22 protein-coding genes, 1 tRNA gene and 1 riboswitch are annotated in these 24,921 nt (G+C 62.0%); of the genes, 16 read left to right on the top strand and 7 right to left on the bottom strand.

Annotated features, from left to right (window positions below):
* Positions 1-36: 36 nt before the first annotated feature.
* The 8 genes from AC3EA7_RS13900 to AC3EA7_RS13865 all read left to right on the top strand — a co-directional run bounded on the left by AC3EA7_RS13900 (position 37) and on the right by AC3EA7_RS13865 (position 6,646).
* Positions 37-348 carry a nucleotidyltransferase family protein gene (locus AC3EA7_RS13900; protein ID WP_488614660.1) on the top strand — a complete coding sequence of 104 codons (312 nt, stop codon included), beginning with the start codon at positions 37-39 and terminating at the stop codon, positions 346-348.
* Positions 329-676: a HepT-like ribonuclease domain-containing protein gene (locus tag AC3EA7_RS13895; RefSeq protein ID WP_488614659.1), complete on the top strand. Its 348-nt coding sequence runs from the start codon at positions 329-331 to the stop codon at positions 674-676. Before AC3EA7_RS13900 ends, AC3EA7_RS13895 begins: the two co-directional genes overlap by 20 nt.
* Complete coding sequence (locus AC3EA7_RS13890; protein WP_488614658.1) at positions 673-2,766, top strand: molybdopterin-containing oxidoreductase family protein; 2,094 nt, start codon at positions 673-675, stop codon at positions 2,764-2,766. Before AC3EA7_RS13895 ends, AC3EA7_RS13890 begins: the two co-directional genes overlap by 4 nt.
* Positions 2,763-3,305 carry a shikimate kinase gene (locus AC3EA7_RS13885; RefSeq protein WP_488614657.1) on the top strand — a complete coding sequence of 181 codons (543 nt, stop codon included), beginning with the start codon at positions 2,763-2,765 and terminating at the stop codon, positions 3,303-3,305. The genes AC3EA7_RS13890 and AC3EA7_RS13885 overlap by 4 nt, the downstream gene beginning before the upstream one ends.
* 134 nt (positions 3,306-3,439) lie before the next feature.
* On the top strand, positions 3,440-4,378 hold the full coding sequence (locus AC3EA7_RS13880; RefSeq protein ID WP_488614656.1) for a hypothetical protein: 939 nt from the start codon (positions 3,440-3,442) through the stop codon (positions 4,376-4,378).
* A gap of 393 nt (positions 4,379-4,771) precedes the next feature.
* Complete coding sequence (aroB, locus tag AC3EA7_RS13875) at positions 4,772-5,872, top strand: 3-dehydroquinate synthase (protein ID WP_488614655.1); 1,101 nt, start codon at positions 4,772-4,774, stop codon at positions 5,870-5,872.
* A gap of 100 nt (positions 5,873-5,972) precedes the next feature.
* Positions 5,973-6,311 carry a nucleotidyltransferase substrate binding protein gene (locus tag AC3EA7_RS13870; protein WP_488614724.1) on the top strand — a complete coding sequence of 113 codons (339 nt, stop codon included), beginning with the start codon at positions 5,973-5,975 and terminating at the stop codon, positions 6,309-6,311.
* The gene (locus AC3EA7_RS13865) at positions 6,308-6,646 is read left to right on the top strand and encodes a nucleotidyltransferase domain-containing protein (protein WP_488614654.1); all 339 of its coding nucleotides are present in this window, start codon (positions 6,308-6,310) and stop codon (positions 6,644-6,646) included. Before AC3EA7_RS13870 ends, AC3EA7_RS13865 begins: the two co-directional genes overlap by 4 nt.
* Positions 6,647-6,926: 280 nt before the next feature.
* Here the strand turns inward: AC3EA7_RS13865 and AC3EA7_RS13860 are convergent, their stop codons facing one another.
* Positions 6,927-8,978: an ELWxxDGT repeat protein gene (locus AC3EA7_RS13860; RefSeq protein WP_488614653.1), complete on the bottom strand. Its 2,052-nt coding sequence runs from the start codon at positions 8,976-8,978 to the stop codon at positions 6,927-6,929.
* A 797-nt stretch (positions 8,979-9,775) separates the two neighbouring features.
* On the opposite strand from AC3EA7_RS13860, the gene AC3EA7_RS13855 reads away from it, so the two are divergent.
* Together AC3EA7_RS13855 and mutL are read left to right on the top strand one after the other, a co-directional pair.
* On the top strand, positions 9,776-11,131 hold the full coding sequence (locus AC3EA7_RS13855) for a Stp1/IreP family PP2C-type Ser/Thr phosphatase (protein WP_488614652.1): 1,356 nt from the start codon (positions 9,776-9,778) through the stop codon (positions 11,129-11,131).
* 72 nt (positions 11,132-11,203) lie between these two features.
* On the top strand, positions 11,204-13,096 hold the full coding sequence (gene mutL / locus AC3EA7_RS13850; RefSeq protein ID WP_488614651.1) for a DNA mismatch repair endonuclease MutL: 1,893 nt from the start codon (positions 11,204-11,206) through the stop codon (positions 13,094-13,096).
* Here the strand turns inward: mutL and AC3EA7_RS13845 are convergent.
* From AC3EA7_RS13845 to AC3EA7_RS13820, 6 genes are all read right to left on the bottom strand, one after another.
* Entirely contained in the window at positions 13,089-13,799 is a 711-nt protein-coding gene (locus tag AC3EA7_RS13845; protein WP_488614650.1) for a metal-dependent transcriptional regulator, read from the bottom strand. The two genes, mutL and AC3EA7_RS13845, sit on opposite strands and share 8 nt — an antisense overlap.
* A gap of 29 nt (positions 13,800-13,828) precedes the next feature.
* On the bottom strand, positions 13,829-14,182 hold the full coding sequence (locus AC3EA7_RS13840; RefSeq protein ID WP_488614649.1) for a DUF952 domain-containing protein: 354 nt from the start codon (positions 14,180-14,182) through the stop codon (positions 13,829-13,831).
* Entirely contained in the window at positions 14,169-15,689 is a 1,521-nt protein-coding gene (locus tag AC3EA7_RS13835; RefSeq protein ID WP_488614648.1) for an FGGY-family carbohydrate kinase, read from the bottom strand. The genes AC3EA7_RS13840 and AC3EA7_RS13835 overlap by 14 nt, the downstream gene beginning before the upstream one ends.
* A gap of 131 nt (positions 15,690-15,820) precedes the next feature.
* Positions 15,821-16,561, bottom strand: coding sequence for a 3-oxoacyl-ACP reductase FabG (gene fabG, locus AC3EA7_RS13830; protein ID WP_488614647.1), 741 nt, complete (start codon positions 16,559-16,561; stop codon positions 15,821-15,823).
* Between the two features lie 30 nt (positions 16,562-16,591).
* Positions 16,592-17,710, bottom strand: coding sequence for a PHA/PHB synthase family protein (locus tag AC3EA7_RS13825; RefSeq protein ID WP_488614646.1), 1,119 nt, complete (start codon positions 17,708-17,710; stop codon positions 16,592-16,594).
* Positions 17,711-17,757: 47 nt separating this feature from the next.
* Positions 17,758-18,357, bottom strand: a complete 600-nt coding sequence (locus tag AC3EA7_RS13820; RefSeq protein ID WP_488614645.1) for a hypothetical protein — start codon at positions 18,355-18,357, stop codon at positions 17,758-17,760.
* A gap of 397 nt (positions 18,358-18,754) precedes the next feature.
* Positions 18,755-18,921: riboswitch (M-box (ykoK) riboswitch) on the top strand.
* A gap of 463 nt (positions 18,922-19,384) precedes the next feature.
* Here AC3EA7_RS13820 and AC3EA7_RS13815 point away from each other — a divergent pair.
* From AC3EA7_RS13815 to AC3EA7_RS13790, 6 genes are all read left to right on the top strand, one after another.
* Positions 19,385-19,612: a hypothetical protein gene (locus tag AC3EA7_RS13815; RefSeq protein WP_488614644.1), complete on the top strand. Its 228-nt coding sequence runs from the start codon at positions 19,385-19,387 to the stop codon at positions 19,610-19,612.
* A gap of 32 nt (positions 19,613-19,644) precedes the next feature.
* Complete coding sequence (locus tag AC3EA7_RS13810) at positions 19,645-20,031, top strand: ferritin family protein (RefSeq protein ID WP_488614643.1); 387 nt, start codon at positions 19,645-19,647, stop codon at positions 20,029-20,031.
* A 161-nt stretch (positions 20,032-20,192) separates the two neighbouring features.
* The gene (locus AC3EA7_RS13805; RefSeq protein ID WP_488614642.1) at positions 20,193-22,208 is read left to right on the top strand and encodes an ABC transporter permease; all 2,016 of its coding nucleotides are present in this window, start codon (positions 20,193-20,195) and stop codon (positions 22,206-22,208) included.
* 17 nt (positions 22,209-22,225) lie between these two features.
* Positions 22,226-23,563: an ABC transporter ATP-binding protein gene (locus AC3EA7_RS13800; RefSeq protein ID WP_488614641.1), complete on the top strand. Its 1,338-nt coding sequence runs from the start codon at positions 22,226-22,228 to the stop codon at positions 23,561-23,563.
* A gap of 242 nt (positions 23,564-23,805) precedes the next feature.
* On the top strand, positions 23,806-24,651 hold the full coding sequence (locus tag AC3EA7_RS13795; RefSeq protein WP_488614640.1) for an MgtC/SapB family protein: 846 nt from the start codon (positions 23,806-23,808) through the stop codon (positions 24,649-24,651).
* 56 nt (positions 24,652-24,707) lie between these two features.
* Positions 24,708-24,784: transfer RNA gene (locus AC3EA7_RS13790), tRNA-Glu, on the top strand.
* Positions 24,785-24,921: the final 137 nt, after the last annotated feature.

The raw sequence follows: 24,921 nt of genomic DNA, 5'->3' as shown, positions 1-24,921 counted from the left end.
AATGGCATCGCTATCGAACCAGAAGAAGAGCCTGCTATGGCGGTACAGACCAGAGAACAGATTCTAGACCTTTTGCGCCAACATCAAGAGGAGTTGCGCCGCCTGGGGGTCGGGCGCTGCGGTCTTTTTGGGTCATTTGCAAGAAATACTCCACGCGAAGGAAGCGATGTCGATATTCTGGTCGAGTTTCAGCCTGGTCAGAAAACGTTCGATAATTTTATGAACCTCGCGTTCTTTCTCGAAGATCTTTTTGGGCGAAGGGTTGAACTGGTCACAACTGAGTCGCTCAGTCCCTATATCGGTCCCGCCATTTTGTCGGAGGTTGAGTATGCCTCCATCGACACATGAGTATTTCCAACACATTCTTGAAGAGACGACATACCTGTTACAATCTTCCAGAGATCTCGATAAAATGGCATTTTTGCAGAATGAAACCCTGAAACGAGCATTCGTCCGCAGCATTGAAGTAATTGGTGAAGCCGTCAAGCAGATTCCAGATACTTTTCGACAGCAATATCCGGCAATTGAATGGCGTGCCATCGCCGGCATGCGCGATCGTTTAATTCACGGCTACTTTGGCGTCGATTATGATATTGTATGGGATGTGATCACGAATAAAATACCGGCGCTTGACCACGAAGTGCGAAAGATTCTGGCGCAGGAGATTCCGCAATGACACATCCCAACAACATCCGCCTGGTTCGCGGCGCCTGCCCGCACGATTGCCCCGATACCTGCGCGACGATCACCGAAGTGCAGGGTGATCGCGCAGTTCGGTTCTATGCCGATCCCGACCATCCATTCACGCGCGGGTGGCTCTGCGCGAAAGTGCGCCCCTACCTGGAGCGGGTGTACGCCCCCGACCGCCTGCTCTCCCCGCTGCGGCGCGTCGGTCCGAAAGGCGGCGACCGCTGGGAGCGCATTTCGTGGGAGTCGGCGATTGATGAGATTGCGACCCGCTGGAAGGAGATTATCGCTCGCTACGGCGCGGCTGCCATCCTGCCCTACTCCTACAGCGGCACCCTCGGTCTGGCGCAACTCGTGATCTGCAATGCGCGCCTGTGGAACCGCATGGGCGCGAGCGGTCTGCAACGCAGCATCTGCGGCGCAGCCGCCGAAGCCGCTGTGGAAGCGACCCTCGGCGCGCGCTGGGCGCCCGATCCGGCGGACGTGCTTCACAGCAACCTGGTGCTCATCTGGGGGCACAACCCCGCCAGCACCGGTCCGCATTTCATGCCGTTTCTGCGGCAGGCGCAAAAGCGCGGCGCATACGTCGTGGTGATCGATCCGCGCCGCACCCTGACAGCGCGTAGCGCCGATGAGCATATCCGCCCGCGCCCGGCGACCGACGGCGCGCTGGCGCTCGGCATGATGCACGTCATCTTCCGCGAAGGACTGCACGACGAACTCTGGCTCGAACAGCACACCATCGGCTGGCGCGACCTGCGCGACCGCGCCGCCGATTACCCGCCCGACCGGGTCGCGGCTATCACCGGCGTGCCGGAAGAGACGATTATCGCGCTTGCCCGCCGCTATGCGACGGCGAAACCGGCGCTGCTGAAGACGGCAGACGGTGTGCAGCGGCACGGGAACGGAGGGCAGACCTTCCGCGCCCTCTGCTGCCTGCCCGCCGTCGTCGGGCAGTACGGCGTGCGCGGCGGGGGACTGGCGTACAGCACAAGCGGGTACGTCCGCTGGGACCCCGAAGCCGTCGGTCACGCCTCGGAATGCCCGCCAACGCCGCGTGTCGTGAACATGAACCGCCTCGGCGCCGCGCTCACCGGCGAAGTCCGCGATCCGCCCATCATGGCGCTGTTTGTGTTCTGCGCCAATCCGGTCACCTCCTCGCCCAACGCCGGGCTGATCATTCAGGGATTGCTGCGCGACGACCTGTTCACCGTCGTTCACGAACAGTTCATGACCGACACGGCGCGCTACGCCGACATCGTTCTGCCCGCAACCACGCAACTGGAACACGTCGATCTGCACAAGGCGTATGGGCATCGCTGCCTGCAGTACAACCATCCGGCAATTCCGCCCCCTGGCGAATGCAGGAGCAACTGGGACGTGATGCGCCTCCTGGCGAACGCCATGGGGTATACCGAGCCCTGGCTCCGCGAAGATGCCGAACAGGCGATCCGCGGCGTGCTCGACGCCACCCGCGCCCGCAATCCGTTGCTCGAAGGCGTCACGCTGGAGCGGCTGCAGGCGGAAGGCGCCGTTCCGCTCCACTTCCCGCCAGGGCGCGACGTTCCCTTTGCCGATGGGCATTTTCCGACGCCTTCGGGGAAGGTGGAGTTGCGCTGCGACGCGCTGCGCGCGCACGGTCTCGATCCGCTGCCGGAGTATGTTCCGCCCGCCGAGTTTCGCGCGGCTGGCGACCATTCGGACAACGGGCATCCGCCATCGCTGGTGCTGATCTCCGGCGCATCGCACCACTACGTTTCGTCGAGTCTTGCCAATCAGCCAAGTCTGCGTGCAAAGGAGGGGCCGCCCTTCATCGAGATCAATCCCGCCGATGCCACCGTGCGCGGCATTCGCCATGGCGATGACGTTCATATCGAAAGCGCGCGCGGTTGGTGCCGTCTGCGCGCAGTGGTGACCGACGACGCCCCGCCTGGCGTGGTGATCGCCCCCAAAGGACCATGGGCAAGCCTGTCGCCCGATGGGCGCAACGTCAACTGGGTGACGCCCGATGCGCTGGCGGACCTCGCCGGGCAGAGCACGTTCCACAGCAATCTGGTGCAGGTGCGGCGGGCAGAATGAGCGCTTTGCAGATCATTGCGCTGGTTGGACTCAGCGGCAGCGGCAAATCGACAGTGGCGCGCCTGCTGGCGGCTCGCCTTGGCTGGCGTGTGTGCGACACCGATGCACTGGTGGAACAGATGGCAGGGCGAACGATCCCTGCCATTTTTGCCGTTGAGGGAGAAGCCGCTTTTCGTGATCGGGAAACTACGGCGCTCACGGCGGCGCTCGCTGAACCGAACACTATTGTTGCGACCGGCGGCGGCATTGTGCTGCGCGATGTGAATCGCTCGCTCTTGAAAGAGAAGGCGTTTGTCGTGTGGCTCGACGCCCCGACCAATGTGTTGATCGCCCGGTTACGCACCCACGACGAGGAACGTCCATTGCTGGCGGGAGAGGACCCGGCGGCGCGGCTGGAGGCGTTGCGGACGCAGCGAGTGGCGCTCTACCGCGAGTTGGGGCGCCTGGCAATCGATACGTCGGGGGCGGCGCCGGAGGATGTGGCGGAGCGGATTGTTGGCGCGCTCGTCCAGAACCGAGAACTGAGAACTGAGAACTGAGAACCGAAAACTGAGAACCGAGAACCAGGAACGTAATACATTGCCCGATCCGTCTGAGTCCGTCTCGACCAGTCCAAATCCGCGGTCTATCACAAGCCAGGCTCACAAGGGCTTATACTGAGGGAGGCGCTGCTATGAACATCCGAAATCTTCTGCTGGTCGCCTCGCTGGCGCTGGCGCTTGCAGGGTGCGGCATCATCGGTGCAGCGCCAACGCCGACGCCTGTTCCGCCGACGCCGACGCCTGTTCCGACTCCCACGCCGCGCCCGACAGCCACCCCGCTGCCGACGCCGACGCCGCCTCCGGCTGCGGCATCCGCCGATGTCATTCAGGGCGGGATGCTCGCTGCCACCCAAGCCGACTCGTACCGGATCGAGGTCTCCATCAAGATGAAGGACACTACTGGCGAGGGGGCGCCAATGGCATCGCCGGACGGTATGATCGAGGTCATCAGCATGAAGGGCGAGGTCGCCGGCAAGAACTCGCGTGTGGAGATCGGCGGCTTCTTTGCCGTACTCCTGTCCGGTGATCCTGAGAAGAGCGTCCAGTTTCTGACCGTCGATGGCAAGTCGTACATTCGCGGTCCGGCGCCATTGTTTGGCGCGCCCGACGACGCCTGGTACGAGTTGCCTGCCGACCAGTCATCCCCGGCAGGAACGGTTTCTCCTGATCAGGTAACAGCGCCATTGCAGCAGAGCGGCAATCTCGATCTCGCCAGCTTCACCTCCGGCGGCTTCGAGACGCTCGACGGTCAGCGCTGTGCGATCTTCATCGGCGACAAAGAGACCACCATCCGCTTCCTGAGCGGCTTCGACCAGCAGGGCACGCTGCCGTCCACGCTCAAACCGGAAGAGATCGATCAGGCGGAAACGCGCCTCTTCATCTGCGAGGACGGGCGCCTGCACAAGATGACGATCGACATGACCGGAACCCCGGCGGGGGAAACAAAACCAACGTCGTTCAGTATGCTGCTCCGCCTGTATGATATCAACAGCGCCATCCGGATCGTCGCGCCCGCAGACGCACGGCCGCTGGCGCCGCCATCGTTCGCTCTGCCGACGCCCACGCCGTGAACTGAGAACTGAGAACTGAGAACTGAGAACTGAGAACTGAGAACCGAGAACCGAGGACTGAGGACTGAGGACTGAGAACTGAGGACTGAGAACTGAGGACTGAGAACTGAGAACTGAGAACCGAGAACTGAGAACCGAGAACTGAGAACTGAGAACTGAGAACCGAGAACTGAGAACTGAGAATCGAGAACTGATACTCATGCGTTGAGCACATCATCCGGTCGCGCCCGGTGCAGCCTGCGCAGGCGGGCTTGGCAACCGCAGCCTGCGGCTTCAGCTGCCGGGCGGACTGCCAACGCGCGTTGTGGATCGTTACGCCTTGCGAGCCGGACGCGCGAACATCTTGTCTGACTGACTGCACGTTAGTATGAGAACTCAAGATGGACAGGAACAATGACGCACTCCGCTGATCATCTGCATGTTACGACGCCGGGCGGCAGCTACGAGGTCATTGTGGCGCACGGCGCGCTGGAGCGCCTGCCGGAACGTCTTCAGCACATTGGTTTGAACGGTACTGCGTGGATCATCAGCGACGACCAGGTGTTTCCGCGCTACGCCCCGGCGCTGATCGAGCGCCTGCACGCCGCCGGGTATGCTGTGCACGGGTACGCTGTGCCTGCCGGTGAACCGAGCAAAGACCTGGCGACGGCGGCGCGCCTCTACGACTGGCTGATCGGCAATGGCGTCGAGCGGCGCGATGTCGTGCTGGCGCTCGGCGGCGGCGTCGTCGGCGACCTGGCGGGGTTCGTGGCGGCGACCGTGCTGCGCGGCATTGCCCTCGTGCACCTGCCGACCACCCTGCTGGCAATGGTCGACTCGGCAATCGGCGGCAAAACCGGCGTGAACCATCCGCTTGGCAAAAACCTGATCGGCGCGTTTCACCAGCCGCGCCTGACGCTTGCCGATACTGCGACGCTGGCGACCCTGCCGCCGCGCGAACTGTGCGCCGGATGGGCGGAGGTGATCAAGCATGCTGTCATCCGCGACGCTGACCTGTTCGTGCATCTCGAAGCGATTGCCGATCCGTCGGCGCTCCGGGGCGAGGCGCTGGCGGCGGTCATCCGGCGCGCCGCCAGGGTCAAGATCGACATTGTGAATAGCGACGAACGCGAAACCGGTGAACGCATGCTCCTCAACTACGGGCATACCCTGGGACACGCCATCGAAGCCGCCTGTGGCTACGGCGACCTGCTGCATGGCGAGGCGGTCGCCATCGGCATGCACCTGGAGGCGCTGATCGCCCATCGTCTGGGGATGGTCGAAGCAGGGTTCGTCGAGCGCCAGCAGCGCCTGTTGCGCGCATATGGGCTGCCAACCGACCTCCCGCCCGGCATGCCTGTCGATGACCTGATCGAACGCACATTGCGCGACAAAAAGGTGCGGGCAGGCAGGGTGCGCTGGGCGTTGCCGCAGCGGATCGGCGCGGCGACCGTGCGCGACGATGTGCCCGAAACAGTGGTGCGCGCCATTCTCGAGAAGGCGACCGAAGGATAGCCGCACAAAATCAAGAGGGACCTGTATGACTGAACCGGACGTGCGCTGGATTCAACGGCTCAACCATTTCACCAGAGCATTGCGTTAACTTGAAAAATTCATCGCCAAAGGGGAGTTGAACGAACTTGAAGAACAGGGTTTAATCCAGGCATTCGAGTATACCTTCGAGCTAGCCTGGAATGTCATCAAGGACTACTTCGAGTTGCAGGGCGATACCGGCATTCTCGGCAGCCGCGACGCCTTTCGTCTGGCATTTCGGCGCGGATTGATCGAACACGGCGATGTTTGGATGAGTATGATCAAAAGTCGCGCATTGACCAGCCATACGCATAATGAGGAGATAGCGCAACAGGTTGCTTCGGCGATTGTAAGTCAATACTACCCTGAGTTTGTCAGACTGCACGAAACGTTGACAAAGCTGAAAGGCAATGGGGCATGACGCTGCGATTTGGCTTGAAAGAGTCGGTCATTGAAAGCATCTGCGATGTCCTTGCCCGTCATCCTGAGGTTGAGAAGGCGATCATCTACGGTTCACGCGCCAAAGGGACGTACAAGTACAACTCGGATATCGATCTGACACTTATCGGCGATGACCGCCTGACCTTTCTGGCGCTCACAAACATAATGGACGAACTCGACGACCTTTTGCTTCCCTACATGATCGACCTTTCCGTGCTGCGCCACATCGGCGATCCTGATGTTATCGACCATATTCGACGTGTCGGGACCGTCTTCTACGAACGGAAGAAGTCTGAATGCGCCGGGATGGGTTAGAGCGTGTCCGGAAACCCGCCTCATGAGGCGCCGTTGGGTGGGTGAAGGCAACGTTGGCTGAGCCTGTCGAAGCCAACGTCCGCCGCGCCTGTCGAAGCCAACGCCGATCACGAGATCGTCTCATAATCCGGTTGATCTTCCTATGAGAGAGGCGCCCGGCAAAAACAGGCGCGAAGACGCACAGGCTATCGCACTGATTGCAGCGCTTTGCGCCTTTGCGCCTTCGCGTCAACCTGTTCGAGACAGTCGAAGATGTTCCTTTCGCCGAACCTGTCGCCTGTCACCGCACGATCAACGGCAGAACCACGCGCTCAGTCAGACAGATGGCGTTGAAATCGTGGTTGACCCCATCGGGCGGCACGGTCACTGTGCGCTGGACAGGCGCAATCGTGCAGCCTGGTGCGCTGGCAGTAAGCGTGTAGATGCCAGCCGGGAGATTGGTCATCGTGTAGAACCCGTCGGCATCGGTGGCGGCGCTCTGCTCGCCTGCCCGCACCACCGCGCCCGCCACGCCGCGCCCTGCCCTGTCGGTCACGCGCCCGCTGATGCGATAGGTCAGCGGCGCGGCGCTGAAATCCTGTCCGCTCACATCGCCGGTGAGCGTGACGGTGCGGCTGACCGGCGTGACCTGATACCCGCTGAGCGCTGCGGTAAGGGTGTAGGTTCCCGTCGGCAGCCCGCTCAGCGTGTAGAACCCGTCGGCATCGGTGGTGGCGCTCTGCTCGCCTGCCCGCACCGTCGCGCCCGCCACGCCGCGCCCCGCCCCGTCGGTCACGCGCCCGCTGATCGTGCAGCGAGCGGGGTTCAGGAGAAGGACGTACAGGTTGGTCTGCGACGTTATAAATGCCTGACCGCAGATCATCGCGCGGGCGAATGCCAGTTCCGGCAGAACCTGGACAGTTCCCGCCGCAGTGCCGTCTGATCGCCAGAAACCGCCCGGTAAGGGGACAACAGGCACTGCATTGACATTGAAGAACAGGCTGGTATGCAGCGATGTCAGGTTCCAGGAGTCCAGGCTGCTTGGCCAGCCCGGATGAATATCCCTGACCATGACAGTGCCCTCGACAGTGCCGTCGCTCCTCCACAATTCGCGCCCGTAAGCTTCGCTGTTCGCTGCAAAGAAGATCGTCTGTCCCATAACAGTGAAAGGGTCCGGACTAAGCGAGGATGCGCCACCCGGATAGATATCTCTGAGCATGACAGTGCCGTCGGCAGTGCCGTCGCTCTTCCACAGTTCGCGCCCGTGGATATGGTCATCAGCCTGGAAGAAGAGCGTATTATTCACAACTGTCAGGAACGTGTAATAGCCGAGCGAGCCGCCGCTCAACTCGGAATTATTAATCCTTTTGACCATAAAAGTGCCCGCTGAAGTCCCATCGCTGCGCATCAACTCGTATTTGCACATCACTGGGAACTCGATAAAACCGCCGACAAAGAAGAGCACGTCGTTCATTACCGCAAAGTGCGCTGGTGAGTAAGTCGAGACACAGAGATTGTCTCGTATCATGACTGTGCCTGCTGGCGATCCGTCACTTTTCCAGAGACTGTCGGAAGTCGCAATAAAGAGGGTGTTGCCGTGGACGATCAGTCTCCCACTCCCACCGAATGATCCGAATCTGGAACGTTCCCTCTGTTGTCCCGTCGCTGCGCCACACGCCAGCGCCGGAACTGCCGCTGTAGGCAAAAAAGTAGAGCGCGCCGTCATAGCGACCAGTTGCCCATTATCATACTGGAATGCACTCTCTGCACCGGGATAGATGTCGCGCACCAGCCGCGCGCCGGGCGTCGTCACGTCGCTGCGCCATAATTCGCGCCCGTGCACGCCGTCATCGGCGGTGAAGAAGAGCGCGTCGCCTAGCGCGAGCATTGGAACATCCTGGTAAGTGTACATCGAAAGACTTCCCTGACTCCCGGCGCGAATGTCTTCGACCATGAACGTGCCGTCGGTTGTGCCGTCGCTGCGCCATAATTCGTGTCCGTGAACCCCGTCATTGGCAACGAAGAAGAGCACATTGCCGATAACGCGAAACCGCGAGAGATCGGCGCTATCGCCGCCGGGGCGGATGTCCTTCACCAGGCGCGTGCCGTCCGGCGTGCCGTCGCTGCGCCACAACTCAAGACCATGGATCCCATCATTGGCGATGAAGAAGAACACGCCACTGACAACCGCGACGTCGCGCCTGCTACCGTCATACGCGCGCTGAAACGACTTCACAAGGGTCGGTTCGTCCGCATGGGCGAACGGCGCCGGCGCGAGCAGGGAGAGGAAAAGGAACGTGGTGATGAGCGCACAAGAGACGAGCGAACGACTGTGTCGATGACTGCGATGCATGGTACATCCTCCTGATTTGGTGATTGTAGTACGGCAACGTTGCTGGAAGACGGCTCTTCGCTCTTGTTAAGTCGTCTCATGTAACGCATACAAGCGCCGGAGGTTGCACGTTGCTCCTGTCCTGGCGTCTCGCGGAACGCAGGCGCCTGGCATGCTGTGTCCGGCAGTCCGCACGTCACGCCGCCCGTCGCAGAACCGTCGGGAGAAACACACGAAGGGTGATCCTGCACCCGCTGCGCCGGGCAATCCTGCGCCAGAGGGCTTCGTGCGCTAAGCGAGGGCGTTCGCGTCCACACAGGGGCGATCCTCACGAGTGGAGAGTTTTTATAGAGCGATCAACCAAAACCTGGACAATATAAGGACATGGAGTGGCAGACGTTGGCTTCGACAGGCTCAGCCAACGTCTGCCGCAGGACGGTCAATGATTGTGCAACATCCGGTTGATCGCTCTCGTGGATGCGAAGTGCGTTTTTGCCGTCCCAATGACCGTTTTTCCCCTCTTCCCCCCGATCCCCTTCTCCCACGAGGAGAGAAGGGGGCGTCAGGACGCGGCGCCGCCTCGCCCGTACCGGCATTCTGATGCCCGGAACGACCGGCAGCATGAGCGCGCATCGTCATCAGCAGTCCCAGCAGGGCTTCCCTTGCAGTGAGCACGGTCGAACCGCGTCCTCAGCCCACAACGAGACGAGGTTTCCCGCCCCATCAAGATTGCACCCGGACGCGGCGGAGGTTGCACCTGATCAGCGATCATGGTATACTTTTGCGTCACTAATGGATGCCTCCTGACGGAGGAGCCTATGAAACTGCGCCATAGCGCTCGCACAGACGTCGGCAAAACGCGGGATCATAATGAGGACGATTTTGGCATTGGCGAAGGCGCAGGGGTCGATCAGTACGGTGAGTTGCTCGTCGTATGCGATGGGATGGGCGGGCACGCCGCTGGAGAGGTCGCCAGCCGTCTTGGTGTCGAAACCATCCTCAGCACCTACTACAGCGACAGTTCTTCCGACCGTATCGATGTGCTGCGCCGGGCGTTCGAGCGCGCCAATGAGTGCATCCACGCCGAAGGACGCGGCGCCATGGGCACCACCGGCGTTGCAGCGCTGTTCTACAATGGCATGCTGCACGTCGCTAACGTCGGCGACAGTCGCGCCTACCTGATCCGTAACGACGATATCTGCCAGATTTCACGCGACCACTCGCTCGTCGGCGAGCAGGTGGCGGCTGGCGTCATCACCGCCGATCAGGCAAAATCCAGTTACTACCGCAATGTCATTACCCGCGCTCTGGGGTATCAGTCGGAAGTGCAGGTGGACATGTTCCACCTGCCGTTGCAGGTCGGCGATACGGTCGTGCTCTGTTCCGATGGGTTGCACGGGCTGGTCAGCGATGAGGAGATCGGCGAGATTGCCCGCTCGATGCCCCTCGCCGACGCGGTCGATCGGTTGATTGACCTGGCGAATGAGCGCGGCGGCACTGACAATATCACGACGATTATTGCGCACGTTGACGAACTCAACGCTGCTGCAACCGTCGTTGATCCGTCCGACTCCGCCCGCACCACTGTCGAATTTCCGACGCCGCTGGCGTCGGAAACCATCGAATTTCCGGCAACTGTCAGCCTGACGCCAGCCGATGCCGATCCGGTCACGGAACGCACTGCGCCGCAGCCTGTTGCTCCTCCCGCTCCGCCGCCGGTCGCTGCTCCGCCGCCGCACGACGCCCCTGCGCCGCGCCGGATGAACTGGATCGGCGCAACGCTCGCTGCTGTTCTGTTCACCGGGCTGGCGCTGGTGACGCTGTTCGTCGCCTATCCGATGGTGCTGGCGCCGGGTCAGGCAACTCCCGCCCCAGCCAATATACCGGCGACGACAGCACCCACCGACACACCGCCAACCATCACGCCTCCTCCTACTCAACCGCTCACTCAGGCGCCTGTCATTGTCCCTGTGGTGACCGAAACACGTGTGCCGACGGCATCACCAGACGCAACCACAACTGTACCCTCGTCTCCGGTCGCTACCAGCACGCCGACGCCTGCGGCGGCGCCGGCCGTCACGGCCACGCCAGGCGCATCGCCGTCAACACCTATCGCAACCGCAACCCGCACTCCTATTCCGCTAACGCTACCGGTGCGCACGCCAACGCCATGATTCCCGCTCCATGGTCTGGTAAAGCGTGGTACAATACTCGCATACGTGTTCGTATGTTGAAGTGGAAGCGCGATGCCGATACGGGTGCTTGATGCAACGGTTGCAGCACAGATCGCTGCTGGCGAGGTAATTGAACGGCCAGCCTCGGTGGTGCGCGAACTGGTCGAAAATGCGCTCGACGCGGGGGCGCGCCGTATTGTGGTGGAAACGCGCGGCGGCGGGTTGCGCGAGATTCGAGTGCAGGACGATGGGTGCGGCATTCCCGCCGATGAGGTCGAGCTGGCATTTGCGCGCCACGCGACCTCGAAACTGTCTACTGCCGATGATCTGTGGTCGATTGCAACGCTTGGCTTTCGCGGCGAGGCGCTCCCGTCGATTGCAGCAGTGGCGCAGGTGATCTGCATCACTCGTGCGGTCAATGCCAGCGTCGGCGTCGAACTGCGGATCGCCGGCGGCGAGGTGCAGGCGATCTCGCCGCGCGGATGTTCGCCAGGCACGACGATCAGCGTGCGCAACCTGTTCTACAACACGCCGGTGCGGCGCGAATTCCTCCGTTCCGATGCGACCGAGTCCGCCGCGATTACGTCAGTCGTCACCCAGTATGCGCTTGCCTATCCCGAAGTGCGCTTCAGCCTCTCCATCGACGGGCGGGCGACGTTGCAGACCAGCGGCAACGGCGATCTGCGCGCTGCCACGATCGAGGTGTACGGGATCGATGTGGCGCGCCAGTTGCTGGCGGTCGATGCCACTGTCGGCGAAGGCGTTGATCGCGTCCATATCTCCGGGTTGGTATCGCCGCCCGGGCTGACCCGCAGTTCACGCGCGGCTATTCACCTGTTTGTCAATCGCCGCGCCATTCAACCACGCGGACAGATCGCCATTGTGCTCGAAGAAGCGTATCACGCCCTGCTGATGAAAGGTCGCCATCCGATGGCGATCCTGAATATCAATGTGCACCCCGCAGCAGTTGATGTCAATGTCCACCCGACCAAGAGCGAGGTGAAGTTCCGCAACACGACGCAGGTCATGAGCGTGCTGGGGCGCGCGGTGCGCGCAGCGCTGCTGGAGAGCGGCGTGCGTCCCTGGGGAGAGCCGGGCATTCCGGCGTCGCTCGATACAGCGCAACGTCGCTTTGACCTGCGACGTCTCGGCACATCCCACGAAAGCGCATGGGATGCGCCGCCCTGGATGCTGTCCGGCGCCGAAACAGGCACAGCGGCGCCCTTCGACAATCTCAGCGCGCCGCTCCAGATGAGCGGCTGGCGCGACGATGGGCGGTTCGACGATCTCACCGCTTCGCAGGGCGGCGCATGGCAACGCGAGGCGGCGGAACTACCCGAAGCGCGATGCGCTGAGCCTGCCGAAGCGCCGACGACGAAACACTCAAAGCTTCCAATGTTGCGGATCGTCGGGCAGATCGCCCAATCCTACATCGTCGCCGAGTCGCCGGACGGCATGTACCTGATCGACCAGCATGCGGCGCACGAGCGGATCACCTACGAGCGCCTGATGGCGCAGCGCGGCGCCGGCGCGGTTGAACGCCAGGAACTGCTCATTCCGCAGGTGGTCGATCTGCCGCCAACGGCGCAGGATGTGCTGCTGGCTGCCGCTGATCAGTTGGCGGAGTGGGGGTTTGCCATCGAGCCGTTTGGTCGGAGCCTGCGCATTCGCGCTATTCCGGCAGTGCTCTATCCCGGCGATCTGGCAACAGCGCTGCTCGAAATTGCCGATCACCTGAGCGGTCGCGGCGGAACGACGCCGCGCGACTGGCGCGAAGCGATGCTGACCACCCTGTCGTGCCACACGTCGGTGCGCGCCGGGCAGACCCTTTCGTTCGACGAGATGCGTGGGCTGGTGCTGCAACTCGAGCAGTGCGCATCGCCGCGCACCTGCCCCCACGGTCGCCCGACGATGATCCTGCTGACCACCACCCAGATCGAGCGTCAGTTCGGCAGGATCAAGTAACCGTCACGTCACCCCACAGGTACGCAGCAATCTGCGGCGAAAGCGTGATCTGTCGGTCGTCGCGCTGAAGAGTAACGCCATACACCCGTGATGTATCGACAATGGCGAACTGTTCCCCCGGCACGAGACCGCTGTTCTGCAAGTAGCGGATCAGGACGGTATCTTCTTCCGCCTCTTCGGCAATGCGCCGTAGCGTAAAAACGCCTTCCGGCGTCGCCTGGTCGAGGCGCACCGCACCCGCATAGACAGTGCAGCGACCGGGGATCGGGTTCCCATGCGGGCATGTGGTCGCATCGCCGACCAGTTCTTCAATCCGCTCTTCCAGGCGCGGCGAGAGCGCGTGTTCCAGGCGCACCGCTTCCTCATGGATTTCGTGCCACTGCATTCCCATTACATCAACCAGGAAGCGTTCCAGGATGCGGTGCCGCCGCACCATCGCCTCCGCTAGCCGAAACCCTTCATCGGTCAGCGAGATCTCGCCGCGCCCGTCGCGCACGATATAGCCGCGATCCTCCATGCGGCTCACCATATCGGCGACAGTCGGAGGGGTCACGTGCATCCATTCTGCGAGGCGCGCGCTGATAACCGGTTCTCCGCGCGCTGCCAGGTAATAGATGACCTCCAGATATTCTCGCATCTTTTCGGTCGGCCCGGCGTCGCCCGGCTTGCGCCGCACTCTGGCATGTCGGGGTGTGTCAGCCATAATCATTTCCTTGCCTGATGATACGTTGATTATAGCAGAAACGAGCCGTCAGCGTCACGCTCGATGCGTCGCACCTCGATGATCGCCGCTTGATCGATTGGTCCATAGACGTGCGGGAAGAGCGGCGCCAGGTCTGCGCCGGAGGGACGCTCCCAGCGCACCGGTGCAGTCAATTGTGCCGCATCGATGACCAGCAGCACGAAATCGCCCGGCATCTCACGGTAGAGCGTATTGGCGACGCGCGCCATCAGTTCGGCGCCTTCGGTGCAATGCACGAACCCATCAACGGCAAACTCCGCCGGAACATATGGTTCGTGGGCAGGCCACGTCTCCCAGCGTTCAGCCGGCGCCATATGGAACATAATCGTGTTATTCCAACTCATAGAGTGCTGTGTGCACCGGCGCCAGCGCTGGCGCCAGGCGCAGAAACGCTGTACGGTAGATGCGCTCGTACTGTGCGTGGAGTGTTTCATCGGGCATAACCGTTCGTTCACGCATCTGCACTGCGCCAACCGCTTCGTCCTCGCTGCGGTACACGCCCGCGGCAATGCCGCCAAGCAACGCAGCGCCCAGGGTAACGCTTTCGTCCATATCCAGCACCTGGATCGGTCGCCCCAGCACATGCGCCTTGATGCCAAGCCAGACCGGCAGGCGCGTGCCGCCGCCAATCGCCCGGATCGTCCTGGCGCGCACCCCCAGCATTTCCTCGATATTGTCGAGCAAGTGCCGCCACTCGAACGCCAGACCTTCATAGACGGCGCGCGCCAGCGCCGCCCGCCCGCTGCTGACGGTCAACCCGACGAACGCCCCGCGCTCGCCGGCGGTCAGATGCGGCAGAAACAGCACACCAAGGCTGCCCGGCGGCGCTGAGGCCGCCAGCGCTTCGACTTCCGCCGCGGCTGCGTCGAGCGGCGCGCCTGACGCCACGAGGGTGCGCATCCATTCGACCGCCGCGCCGCTGCTGAACAATCCGTCCATCGCATAGTATCGGTCGCGCGCCACATGCGCGCCAAAGGTGACGTGCGTCCCGGACGACATATTGGCAATGAACAGCCGCTCATCGAGCGGAATATCATCGAGCGGCAGGAAGGCGGCCTCCGCCGTGCCCATCGAGTCGAGGCAATCGCCAACGTGGCGCACATCGGCGGCGAGCGCGCCGCACACATGGTCGTGCCCGCCGGCACCCACGGCGGTTCCCGGCGCCAGGCCCGTCTCCGCCGCCGCTGCCGCCGTCACCGTGCCAATGCGCGTGCCGCTGGCGACCGGTTCAGGCAGCAGATCGCCACGCAGCCCGGCGTGGTCGATCAGCGCATCCGACCAGCGGCGCGCCCGCAGATCGAAGAGCATGCTGCGTGACGCCAGGGAGTAATCGGTTGCGCGCGCGCCACACAGGCGAAACGCAATATAATCGGCGACATGCAGCCAGGTTGTTGCAGCGGCATACCCTTCCGACTCATAATCACGCAGCCATTGCAGCTTGAAAACCCCATAGATCGGCACAGGCAGCATGCCGGTCAACCGAAACGTCTCCAGCGGGTCATCGTGTGCATTCCAGCGCTGCACATAGGTCGCAGTGCGCCGATCATACCAGGCGATGATCGGTGTCAGCGGCTCGCCACGCGCATCGAGCAGCACGCCTGCTTCACCGACGCTCGCCACTGCCAGCCCGCGCACCCGCCGGGGATCATCAATAGCCGCCAGAGCGCGGCGGATCGCAGCGACAACGGACTCCCAGAGGATGTAAGGATCGTGTTCCGCCCATCCCGGCTGTGGTCGTTCGGTGGGAGTGGCAACGCTGGCAGACGCCGCCGGTGCGCCGCTCGTGGTGAAGACGATCACTTTGATGTTGGTCGTCCCAACATCGATGCCAAGGAGCAGATCATCCGCCATACCTTGCTCTCAGGAAAAAACCGGTGCGGCAATCATAGCACAAACCGACGATCCAGAAAAACAGCGACGCCGGATGTCGCCATCCAACGTCGCTGCCAGAGCGGCACGGACATGTCAGCAGAAGAGCGCAGTTACCAGAGCAGACCGCCGTCTACCTGAACGACCGAGCCGGTCACGAAGCTCGAGTCATCGGATGCAAGGAAGATGTACACCGCAGCGACCTCTTCCGGCTTACCGAGGCGGCGCAGCGGCGTGCGTTCCTGAACGGTCTGGATCACCTTTTCCGGGATTGTGCCGATCATCTCGGTTGCAATGAATCCTGGAGTCACGGCATTGACGCGCACGCCGGAAGGACCAAGTTCACGCGCCCAGGTCTTGGTCATGGCAATAACGCCGCCTTTAGTTGCGGCATAGTTCGACTGGCCAAAGTTGCCGTACAAACCGACGATCGAGCTGACATTGATGATCGACCCGCTGCCTTGCGCCGTCATATGCGGCGCCACGGCGCGCGTACACAGCCAGACGCCTTTGAGATTGACGTTGATCACCGCATCCCACTGTTGTTCGGTCATCTTCACCAGGCGCGCATCGCGCGTGATGCCAGCATTATTGAGCAGGACATCGATCCGGCCGCCCCATGCCAGCACGGTCTCGACCATCGACTCTACCGACGCCGCCTGAGAGACATCGGCCTGAACGGCGATCGCGCGCCCGTCCTGTCTGGTAATCTCAGCCACCGTCGCTTCGGCGCCGGCCATGTTGATGTCGACGACCGCAACGCGCGCTCCTTCGCGCGCGAAGGCAATCGCAGTCGCTTTACCGATCCCATGGCCCGCGCCGGTTACAATTGCAACCTTATCTTTCAGGCGCATCGTCTTGTCTCCTCATTGCTGATAACCGTTTTAGATCGACCGATCGGCAAGCCAGGCATCGATCTGCGGCCACAGACCACGACGCGCCCCGCTGCCAGCCATAATGCCAATATGACCGCCAGGCATAATGATCTGGTGTTTATCGGTGCTGCTCACCCGATCCAGAATGGTTTCCGACTGACACGGCGGCACGATGTGATCCTGCCGGGCGATGATGTTGAGCAATGACGCTTTGATGTCTCCCAGATTGACCGGGCGACCGCGCATGATCCACGTACCCTTCATCAACCGGTTTTCGCGGTAGAGATCGACGACCAGTTGACGGTACGCAGCGCCGGCAAACGGCACGCCATCGCTCACCCAGGTATTCATCGCCTGCCACGACTCGACGATCTTCGGATCATCGAGGTTATCGAGCAACCGCAGGTAATTACCGACCAGATTTTCGACCGGCTTGAGCAGTTTGCTGCCGGTATCGATCATCTCGCCGGGGTAATTGCCGGTTTGCTCCAGAATGGCGTCGAGGTTGAAATATTCCTCTTTCAGCCATTTGGGGAAGGGACCGATGGCCCCCTTGTTGGAGAAATCGATCGGCGCGGTCAGCAGGATCAGATTGCGCAGCCCGTTGTTCGGGCGCATTGCCGCATAGATCGCCGAGAGCGTCGCGCCAATGCACCAGCCGAGCATGCTGAAATCGTGCTGCCCGCTGTGCATCTGCATACGACGAACAGCGCGCGGCAGATATTCGAGCGCATAATCGTCGAAGGTCAGATGCGCATCCTCCGGACCCGGAGCGCCCCAGTCGACCAGGTAGACGCTGTACCCCTGCTGGACCATGTACTCGACGAAGCTATTCCCCGGGCGCAAATCGAAGATGTAGGGCTTATTGATCAACGCAAAGACGAGCAGCAACGGCACACGTTTGCGTTTCTCCACCGGCGCCTGCGGGTAGTAGTGATACAGCGTCGTCTTATTCAGCGTCCAAATTGCTTCTTTGGGCGTCTGCGCCACTTTCGCTTTCTGCTTGCCCGTGGCGACCTTGACACCCATCTCATAGGCTTTCCCCAAACGCTCAACTTCGGCGTACAGATTCTTCGCTACTGTCGCCGGATCTACGGGAAAGAGCGTCGTTTCAGGCGACGTCGTCATCGACCTACTCCTTACTACTTACAGGCGGCACATGCCGCATTCTGAGGCTAGAATCCTTCGATAGCGTGATCTTCCTTCACCTCTTCGGGTGTCGCCGGCTCGGGTGGCGGAACCTGGCGCGGCGCTTTGCGGCGCTTCTGGGACGCATCCACCGGCTCAAGCGCTGCCTGCTGCAGTCGTTCGATCAATTGCAGCATCTGATCGGCTTTGTGATCGAGCGCTGCCAGGCGCTGCTCCATGCCGTTGAGTTCTGTGCCTTCCTGCTTGTTCTGTTCGAGTTGTTCGGTGAGCATCTCGACGATCACCGGCGTCTGGGTGCGCAGCGCGTGCGCCAGTTGATCCAGTTTGATCTCGATGTCGTCCAGGCGCATTTCGATGTTTGTCACCCGGCGCGCCAGGGTGGTCAGTTCCTCGCGCGACGGAAGGTTCAGGCGCGCCAGCGATGTCTTCATCGAGGTGTTGATCAACTGCTGTAACGGCGCCGACGCGATCAGGTACGAGTCAAGCGTCGCTCCGACCCAGCGTGCAAACGTCTCGGTGTTGACCAGGTCGATCATCGCCTTGGCCCATGCGTCGAGCGTTGCATCGCGAGCCTTGCGCAGATTGCCAATTGGATCGTTCGGATCGAAGCCGTCTTTCTGGCCCATGAGCGTCTCCTTCGACATGTACGCCCGGCAAGGGCGGGTTGGGTTCTGGGGGTCTGTGCTGTGCAACACGGCGCTTTCGGGCGCGCGTTCACATAGGGGATAAAAAAGACGCGCCCTGCGCAACCGTTTCTGTCATGAGGGTAGTCGGAACAGTTACAGAGAGGATACACCATCCCGACACGTATGCGCCGCGGTCAACGAACGAGACGTTGTCATAATGGGGCACGGATGGACACGGATGCGACAGATTCGCGCGGATGTGTGAAACGCGATCGATCCGTGTTCGTCCGTCTCAATCCGTGCGAATCCGTGTACTCGCACGCACCATGCAACTGGACGGCAACTTGGGTCTTGACGACCTGTGATTTGTGAGATATTATATCCATGGTTCTGAGAAGTTGCTCCCTGGTAAGCGCGGCTTTACACAAACACAGGTTACTGCTCCGGCCCGTCGAAAGACGCTCAGGGGCGTACAGCAGGCTCGGCTTAAGGGCTTTGCCAAAGTAACTGCGGCGCTGCCGCTACGTTGTGTGACAGCTTAAGCTCAACCGGAGGGGGAGCGTTCGTGAGAGCGTTCAACCCCTCCGGCGTTACCGGGGGGGTTTCTGTTTGGGGTGAAATGATGGACGAAGGCGGTCATCGTAGTCAGCGGCGCAGCGCCGCAACAGCATTCCCGGACGCATCTCCTCTCGCCAGTGTCGCGTAGCGTTGTCTGCGTTTCCTCTGTGACACCCTGGCGAGCGTGCTGCGCCAGGGTTGTTTGTTGAGCGCGCGCCCGATGTGCCCGGCGCACATCCGTCATCTCCGGCGTTGCGCTGCTGTCTTCCAGGTTTCAGGCAACAATCTGTTGTGCACTGTGCAGCCGTCTGTCCGTCGCCGACAGACGGAAGGGTGAGGTTTGCTCTGCACTGCACCTGATGCCAGTCGGCGCCGATCTCCTGATCGTGCGCATGGTTTGTTGCGCCCTGCAACAGACCAGTATCTCGTTTGTGAACGCTGTACTGGAAGGCGAAAGGAGGAACCCGCGATGCTGACGATTCGCTGGACGATGAACAAAGACGGGCGCCTGACGGCGACCTTCGTGCGCCCGCAGACGCTGCGCCCGCTCTCGCTGGCGCCCACGACGCCAAAACTGCTGCCGGTCAATGCGCGCCGGATGCAACCCGCTGCAACGCCGCAGCGCGCCGCGCCCGGGCGCATGCTGGAACCAGAGCCTGAAGCATCAGCCCGGTTGATCCTGTTGATGGATCGGTAGTCATCGGCGAACTGAGCATGGAGGAAAAGCGTATGCTGGCAAACCTGCTCTTCTCCCGCCAGGCGACGCTGCGCTGGATGGTGATCGACGCCATGCAGCGCGCCTGGCGCCGCCATCAGGTGATCGTGCCGCTCTATCGGCGCCTGGCGACCCTGGCGCCCGATGAGCAGCGCGAAATCGTGTTGCTGCGGATGGCTGAACGCGAACGCCTCCATCAGCAGCAGTATGCGCGCATGCTGTCGCGGCTGCGCGCGCCGTTGCCTGAAGATCGCGCCATGTTCGACCGCGCCTGGCTCTGGTTGCTGCCGCGCTGCGGTCCAACGATTGCGCTGCGCTGGGCGGCGTGGATCGAGCAGCGCGATGCGCGGGCGATTCTGGAAGCGGCGCTGTTGCTGAACAACCAGGCTCGTGTTCGCTGAACCATACGTTGCTCGCCGTGCGGCGGGCATGGGCTGCGACCGGCTCAGCCGCCACAGGCTTCGGCAGGCTCAGCCGCCGCAGTGGGCATTTTGACAACGATGAGGTTGCCATCAATTCAGCACTGGAGATCGCTTTTCATTCGTATGTCAGGAGGCTGCCCATGCGCACGACCTTTCCCGACGCTGGCGTGCTGCGCCCGCGACTCAAACTTACACCGTGGGATGCTGTCGTTGTTCCGCTGATCATCGTCATCATTCTCTTGCTGACCATCGCCTTTCAGGGCGCGTCTCAGCCGTTCGACGTCGCCACGACGCCCGATCTGACGGTCAGCCTGGATCCGATCAATCTCCCTTACTACGGGCTGCGGACGGTGTTCCGCATGTTTCTGGCGGTGCTGTTGAGCCTGCTCTTCACGTTCACGGTTGCGACGTGCGCCGCCAAATCGCGGCGCGCCGAAATGGTGATTATTCCGGCGCTGGACTTTCTTCAGTCGTTGCCGATTCTAGGCTTTCTGACGGTGACAACCGCGATTTTTCTCGGCGTGTTCCGCGGCAGCCTGCTTGGGCTTGAGGCTGCCAGCATCTTTGCGATCTTCACCTCGCAGGTCTGGAACATGGCGTTTAGTTTTTACCATTCGTTGATCACAACCCCCAGGGAACTGCGCGAGGCTGCGGCGGTGCTGCGCCTCTCACCCTGGAAGAAGTTCTGGAAGCTTGAAGTGCCGTTTGCCATGCCGGGGCTGATCTGGAACACGATGATGTCGGTGTCGGGCGGCTGGTTCTTCGTCGTCGCCTCGGAGGTTATCGCGGTGGTCGGGCGTGACAATGACCAGTACCTGCCAGGGGTCGGCTCGTACATCGCCCTGGCGATTGAACAGGCGAATATTACCGCTATGGTCTATGCCGGTCTGACGCTGCTGATCATTATTCTGATATACGACCAGTTGATCTTCCGCCCGATCGTCGCCTGGTCGGAAAAGTTCAAGTTCGAGCAGTCCGAAGCGCAGGAAGTGGCGCAGTCGTGGATGCTGCGCCTGTTACAGCGGTCGGGGTTCGCCAGCAGCCTGAACGCCGTCGGCGCTGCAGTTCGGCGCAGCATTCCAACGATCCCGGTTCGAGAAGCGTCCGGGTCGCGGGTTGAGGTGCAATCTGACCCTCAGCCGATTGATTGGGCGATTGACCGGGTCTGGTACGGGATGGTGATTGCCGTGACATTGTGGGCCGTCTGGTTTCTGGCGACCTTCATGTTCGGTCCGGGACTGGGATTCGAGAACGGGCGCGTGCTGGCGGCAAACCCGAATGTGAATACCGATCTCGACCCGGAGATCGCCCGCCAGTTCGCCGCGTTTGGGGTGACGGCAAACCCGGATCAGACCGTCTGGCTGTCGGATGTGTGTGCGGCAACCGCTGGCGGGACGCAGGTGAGCGCAGAGCTGGCGGCGTTGGTGCGCAACGAGCGCGTCGGAGCGCCGGACGACCTGGCGGCTGCCTGCGCTGTGCCGATGGCGCCAGCCGGCAAGGTGGCATGGTCGGAAGTGCTGGAGTGCCTCTGGCTCGGCTTGCTCACGACAATGCGCGTGGTGATCTGGATCGGCATCTCCACGCTGGTATGGACGCCGATTGGCGTCTGGATCGGGCTGCGCCCGCGGGTGGCGCAATTTGTGCAGCCGCTGGCGCAGTTTGCGGCGGCGTTCCCAGCCAACCTGCTCTTCCCGGTTGCGGTGGCGCTGATTGCCACATATGCGTTACCGCAGAACCTGTTCCAGGCGCCGCTGATGATCCTGGGAGCGCAGTGGTACATCCTGTTCAACGTCATCGCCGGCACGGTCGGCATCCCGAACGATCTGAAAGAAGCGGCGCAGGTTTTGGGGCTGCGCGGTTGGGCATGGTGGCGCAAACTGATCATTCCGGCCATCTTCCCGGCGTTCGTCACTGGCGGTATCACGGCATCGGGAGGCTCGTGGAACGCCTCAATCGTCTCCGAGGTCGTGTCGTGGGGCGCGACGACCCTCACGCTGAGCGGGTTGGGCGCCTATATCGCCTACTGGAGCACCGGAGAGTTCAACCCGCACGTCGGGCTGGGCATGCTGGTGATGGGGTTGCTCGTGCTGGCGTTCAACCGCCTGTTCTGGCGCCGGCTCTACATGCTGGCTGAGACGCGCTTCCGCCTGGATTAGTCGAAAGGAGAACTTCGATGGCGACCACTTTTGTTCAGAAGACGACCGCGAGCGTCGGGAAAGTCATCCTGAGCGCCCGCAATCTGCATAAAATCTTCAAGACGCCGGAAGGCAACGATCTGCTGGTGCTCGACAACATCCATCTGGATCTGGCGGAGAGTGAGATCGTCGCCCTGCTGGGGCGCTCCGGCTCTGGCAAATCGACGTTGCTGCGCTGCCTGATCGGGCTGATCTCCCCGTCGAGCGGCGAAGTGCGCTACCGCAACCGGCCCGTGACCGGACCGATGCCGGGGATGGCGATGGTCTTCCAGTCGTTTGCGCTCTTCCCCTGGCTGACGGTGCTGGAGAACGTCGAACTTGGACTGGAGACGCAGGGCGTTCCGGAAGGCGAACGGCGGCGGCGGGCGTTGGAGGCGATTGACCTGATTGGTCTCGACGGGTTTGAAAGCGCATATCCGAAGGAACTATCGGGCGGTATGCGCCAGCGGGTCGGGTTTGCCCGCGCTCTGGTGACCAACCCCGACGTGCTGTTGATGGATGAGCCGTTCTCGGCGCTCGATGTGCTGACTGCCGAGAACCTACGCACCGAACTGCTCGATCTGTGGGAGGAGCGGCGCATTCCGACCAAAGCCATTCTGATGGTCACACACAACATTGAAGAGGCGGTTCTGATGGCTGACCGGGTGCTCATTCTCAGTTCCAATCCGGGACGGATCATCAGCAACCAGCGGATCGACCTGCCGCGCCCGCGGGATCGCAACAATCCAGCGTTCATTGCCGTCGTCGAGACGATCTACCGGGCAATGACGACGCCGGAAGCGGCTTTTGTCGGCGCCGCAGCGGCTGAGATCGATCACGCCAGCCTGGGCATGTGGCTCCCCGAAGCGGAAGTGGCGCAGATCATCGGCCTGATCGAACGGGTGGAAGCCGGTCCGGATCGCGGGCGCGACGATCTGCCGGCGCTGGCGGCGGAGATGCAACTCGATGCGGACGATCTCTTCGTCATCACCGATGCGGCTGAGTTGCTGGGCTTCGCGCAGACCCGCGAAGGGGACATCACCCTGTTGCCGGAAGGCGTGAAACTGGCGCGGAGCGATATTCAGGAGCGCAAGGTTCTTTTTGCCGAGCACCTGATGAATCGTGTGCCGCTGGCGGCGCATATCCGGCGCGTGCTCGCCGCCCGGCCCGACCATCGCGCGCCGCGTGAGCGGTTCCTGACGGAACTGGAAGATTTCATGGGGGCTGAAGAGGCGGCGCGCACGCTCGATACGGCGATTGACTGGGGGCGCTACGCCGAACTCTTCGAGTACGACGCGCGCGAGGGGCGGCTGCGCCTGCCGGAGAACGGCGGGTGACATATTGCCAAATCGCGCCATTGTCTCACGATCTACGTTTATCATACGATATGTGAGGCGCTGCGCTGGAGGACACGGGAGAACACGGATTCGCACGGATCAGGACGGATGTACACGGATCGGCGGACGTCCATCACAAACAGACCCGTGTGAGTCTGCTGCATCCGCGTCAATCCGTGTGCTCATTCCGCCACATGGCGCCCGGACCCGGAAGCGGAGAGGAGACGAACGGAGAGGGTGTTATGCAGGATGTTGTCACCGAACTCATGCGGTTGCTGGGACCGGTCAACCTCGACGTCATCTTTCGACTTGTGCTAACGATGGCGCTGTGTGGGCTGGTTGGTCTCGAACGGTCGAGTCACGAGCGGGCAAGCGGGTTTCGCCCGCACATTCTGGTGGGATTGGGCGCCTGCCTGGTGACGATGGCGGGGGCGTATGGCTTCGCCGACCTGACCGGCGAGCGCGATGCGCTGCGGGTCGCCAGTTATGTGGTTTCGGGGATCGGGTTTATGGGGGCTGGCGCGATCCTGCGCCACGGCACGACGGTGCGCGGTCTGACGACCGCTGCGACCCTGTGGGGCTGCGCCGGCATTGGCGTCACGGTGGCGACGGGGCTGGGATGGCTGGCGATTGCCGGCACGGTGCTGTTCCTGTTCACGCTGACGATCCTTGAGTGGTTCGAGGCGCGGCTCAACTTCGGCGGACCGGTAAGCCGGCTCCGCATCCACCTGCACAATGATAACCGCGCCGTCGGGAAGGCGCTCGACGCGCTCACCCGCCTGGGTGCGCCGGTCAAACGCGCCACGGTGCTGCCTGGCGCCGGGACCTCGGCGTTGCTGGATGTCGAACTCAGCCGGGCGCTCACCGTCGATCAGGCGCCGCTTCTGGCAAAGCAACTGTTGACGCTCAAAAAGTATGTCGTGCAGGTCGATACCACTGTCGCGCCGCTGGATGAACCAGCCGATGACGCAGAGCCAGCGGAAGCGCAGGAGGAAGAGGTAGTGCCGCTCAACCTGAGCGACGATGACCTGCTGAAGGACCTCAACGAGCCGGACGAAAAAGAGAAAACGCCGGCGCCGCGCGCGTGAAGACCCTGGTTTCGCGTTTGCTCGCGGAACAATCTCTGGTATAATGGCGGCAGTGCGCCCCCGTCGTCTAGCGGCCAAGGACGCCACTCTTTCAAGGTGGAGATCACGGGTTCGAATCCCGTCGGGGGCGCCAGGGTTTCGATCCACGAAGGGCGCGAAGAGTCACGAAGAACCTGTCTGGTATTTGTGGCGTCAGACGTGCTTGTAGGTTTCGATCCACGAAGGGCGCGAAGAGTCACGAAGAACCTGTCTGGTATTTGTGGCGTCAGA

Source organism: Roseiflexus sp., assembly GCF_057785375.1.
Note: the sequence above shows the minus strand (reverse complement) of the source record. Positions and strands in the feature narration are given on the sequence as shown.

Coding starts and splice junctions, on each gene's coding strand:
- aroB (WP_488614655.1), top strand. CDS start 4,772: ATGACGCACTCCGCTGATCATCTGCATGTTACGACGCCGGGCGGCAGC.
- AC3EA7_RS13810 (WP_488614643.1), top strand. CDS start 19,645: ATGCTGGCAAACCTGCTCTTCTCCCGCCAGGCGACGCTGCGCTGGATG.
- AC3EA7_RS13800 (WP_488614641.1), top strand. CDS start 22,226: ATGGCGACCACTTTTGTTCAGAAGACGACCGCGAGCGTCGGGAAAGTC.
- AC3EA7_RS13795 (WP_488614640.1), top strand. CDS start 23,806: ATGCAGGATGTTGTCACCGAACTCATGCGGTTGCTGGGACCGGTCAAC.
- AC3EA7_RS13845 (WP_488614650.1), bottom strand. CDS start 13,799: ATGGCTGACACACCCCGACATGCCAGAGTGCGGCGCAAGCCGGGCGAC.
- AC3EA7_RS13865 (WP_488614654.1), top strand. CDS start 6,308: ATGACGCTGCGATTTGGCTTGAAAGAGTCGGTCATTGAAAGCATCTGC.
- AC3EA7_RS13825 (WP_488614646.1), bottom strand. CDS start 17,710: ATGACGACGTCGCCTGAAACGACGCTCTTTCCCGTAGATCCGGCGACA.
- AC3EA7_RS13885 (WP_488614657.1), top strand. CDS start 2,763: ATGAGCGCTTTGCAGATCATTGCGCTGGTTGGACTCAGCGGCAGCGGC.
- AC3EA7_RS13820 (WP_488614645.1), bottom strand. CDS start 18,357: ATGGGCCAGAAAGACGGCTTCGATCCGAACGATCCAATTGGCAATCTG.
- AC3EA7_RS13840 (WP_488614649.1), bottom strand. CDS start 14,182: ATGAGTTGGAATAACACGATTATGTTCCATATGGCGCCGGCTGAACGC.
- AC3EA7_RS13815 (WP_488614644.1), top strand. CDS start 19,385: ATGCTGACGATTCGCTGGACGATGAACAAAGACGGGCGCCTGACGGCG.
- AC3EA7_RS13895 (WP_488614659.1), top strand. CDS start 329: ATGCCTCCATCGACACATGAGTATTTCCAACACATTCTTGAAGAGACG.
- AC3EA7_RS13805 (WP_488614642.1), top strand. CDS start 20,193: ATGCGCACGACCTTTCCCGACGCTGGCGTGCTGCGCCCGCGACTCAAA.
- AC3EA7_RS13855 (WP_488614652.1), top strand. CDS start 9,776: ATGAAACTGCGCCATAGCGCTCGCACAGACGTCGGCAAAACGCGGGAT.
- AC3EA7_RS13860 (WP_488614653.1), bottom strand. CDS start 8,978: ATGCATCGCAGTCATCGACACAGTCGTTCGCTCGTCTCTTGTGCGCTC.
- AC3EA7_RS13890 (WP_488614658.1), top strand. CDS start 673: ATGACACATCCCAACAACATCCGCCTGGTTCGCGGCGCCTGCCCGCAC.
- AC3EA7_RS13880 (WP_488614656.1), top strand. CDS start 3,440: ATGAACATCCGAAATCTTCTGCTGGTCGCCTCGCTGGCGCTGGCGCTT.
- AC3EA7_RS13900 (WP_488614660.1), top strand. CDS start 37: ATGGCGGTACAGACCAGAGAACAGATTCTAGACCTTTTGCGCCAACAT.
- mutL (WP_488614651.1), top strand. CDS start 11,204: ATGCCGATACGGGTGCTTGATGCAACGGTTGCAGCACAGATCGCTGCT.
- fabG (WP_488614647.1), bottom strand. CDS start 16,561: ATGCGCCTGAAAGATAAGGTTGCAATTGTAACCGGCGCGGGCCATGGG.
- AC3EA7_RS13835 (WP_488614648.1), bottom strand. CDS start 15,689: ATGGCGGATGATCTGCTCCTTGGCATCGATGTTGGGACGACCAACATC.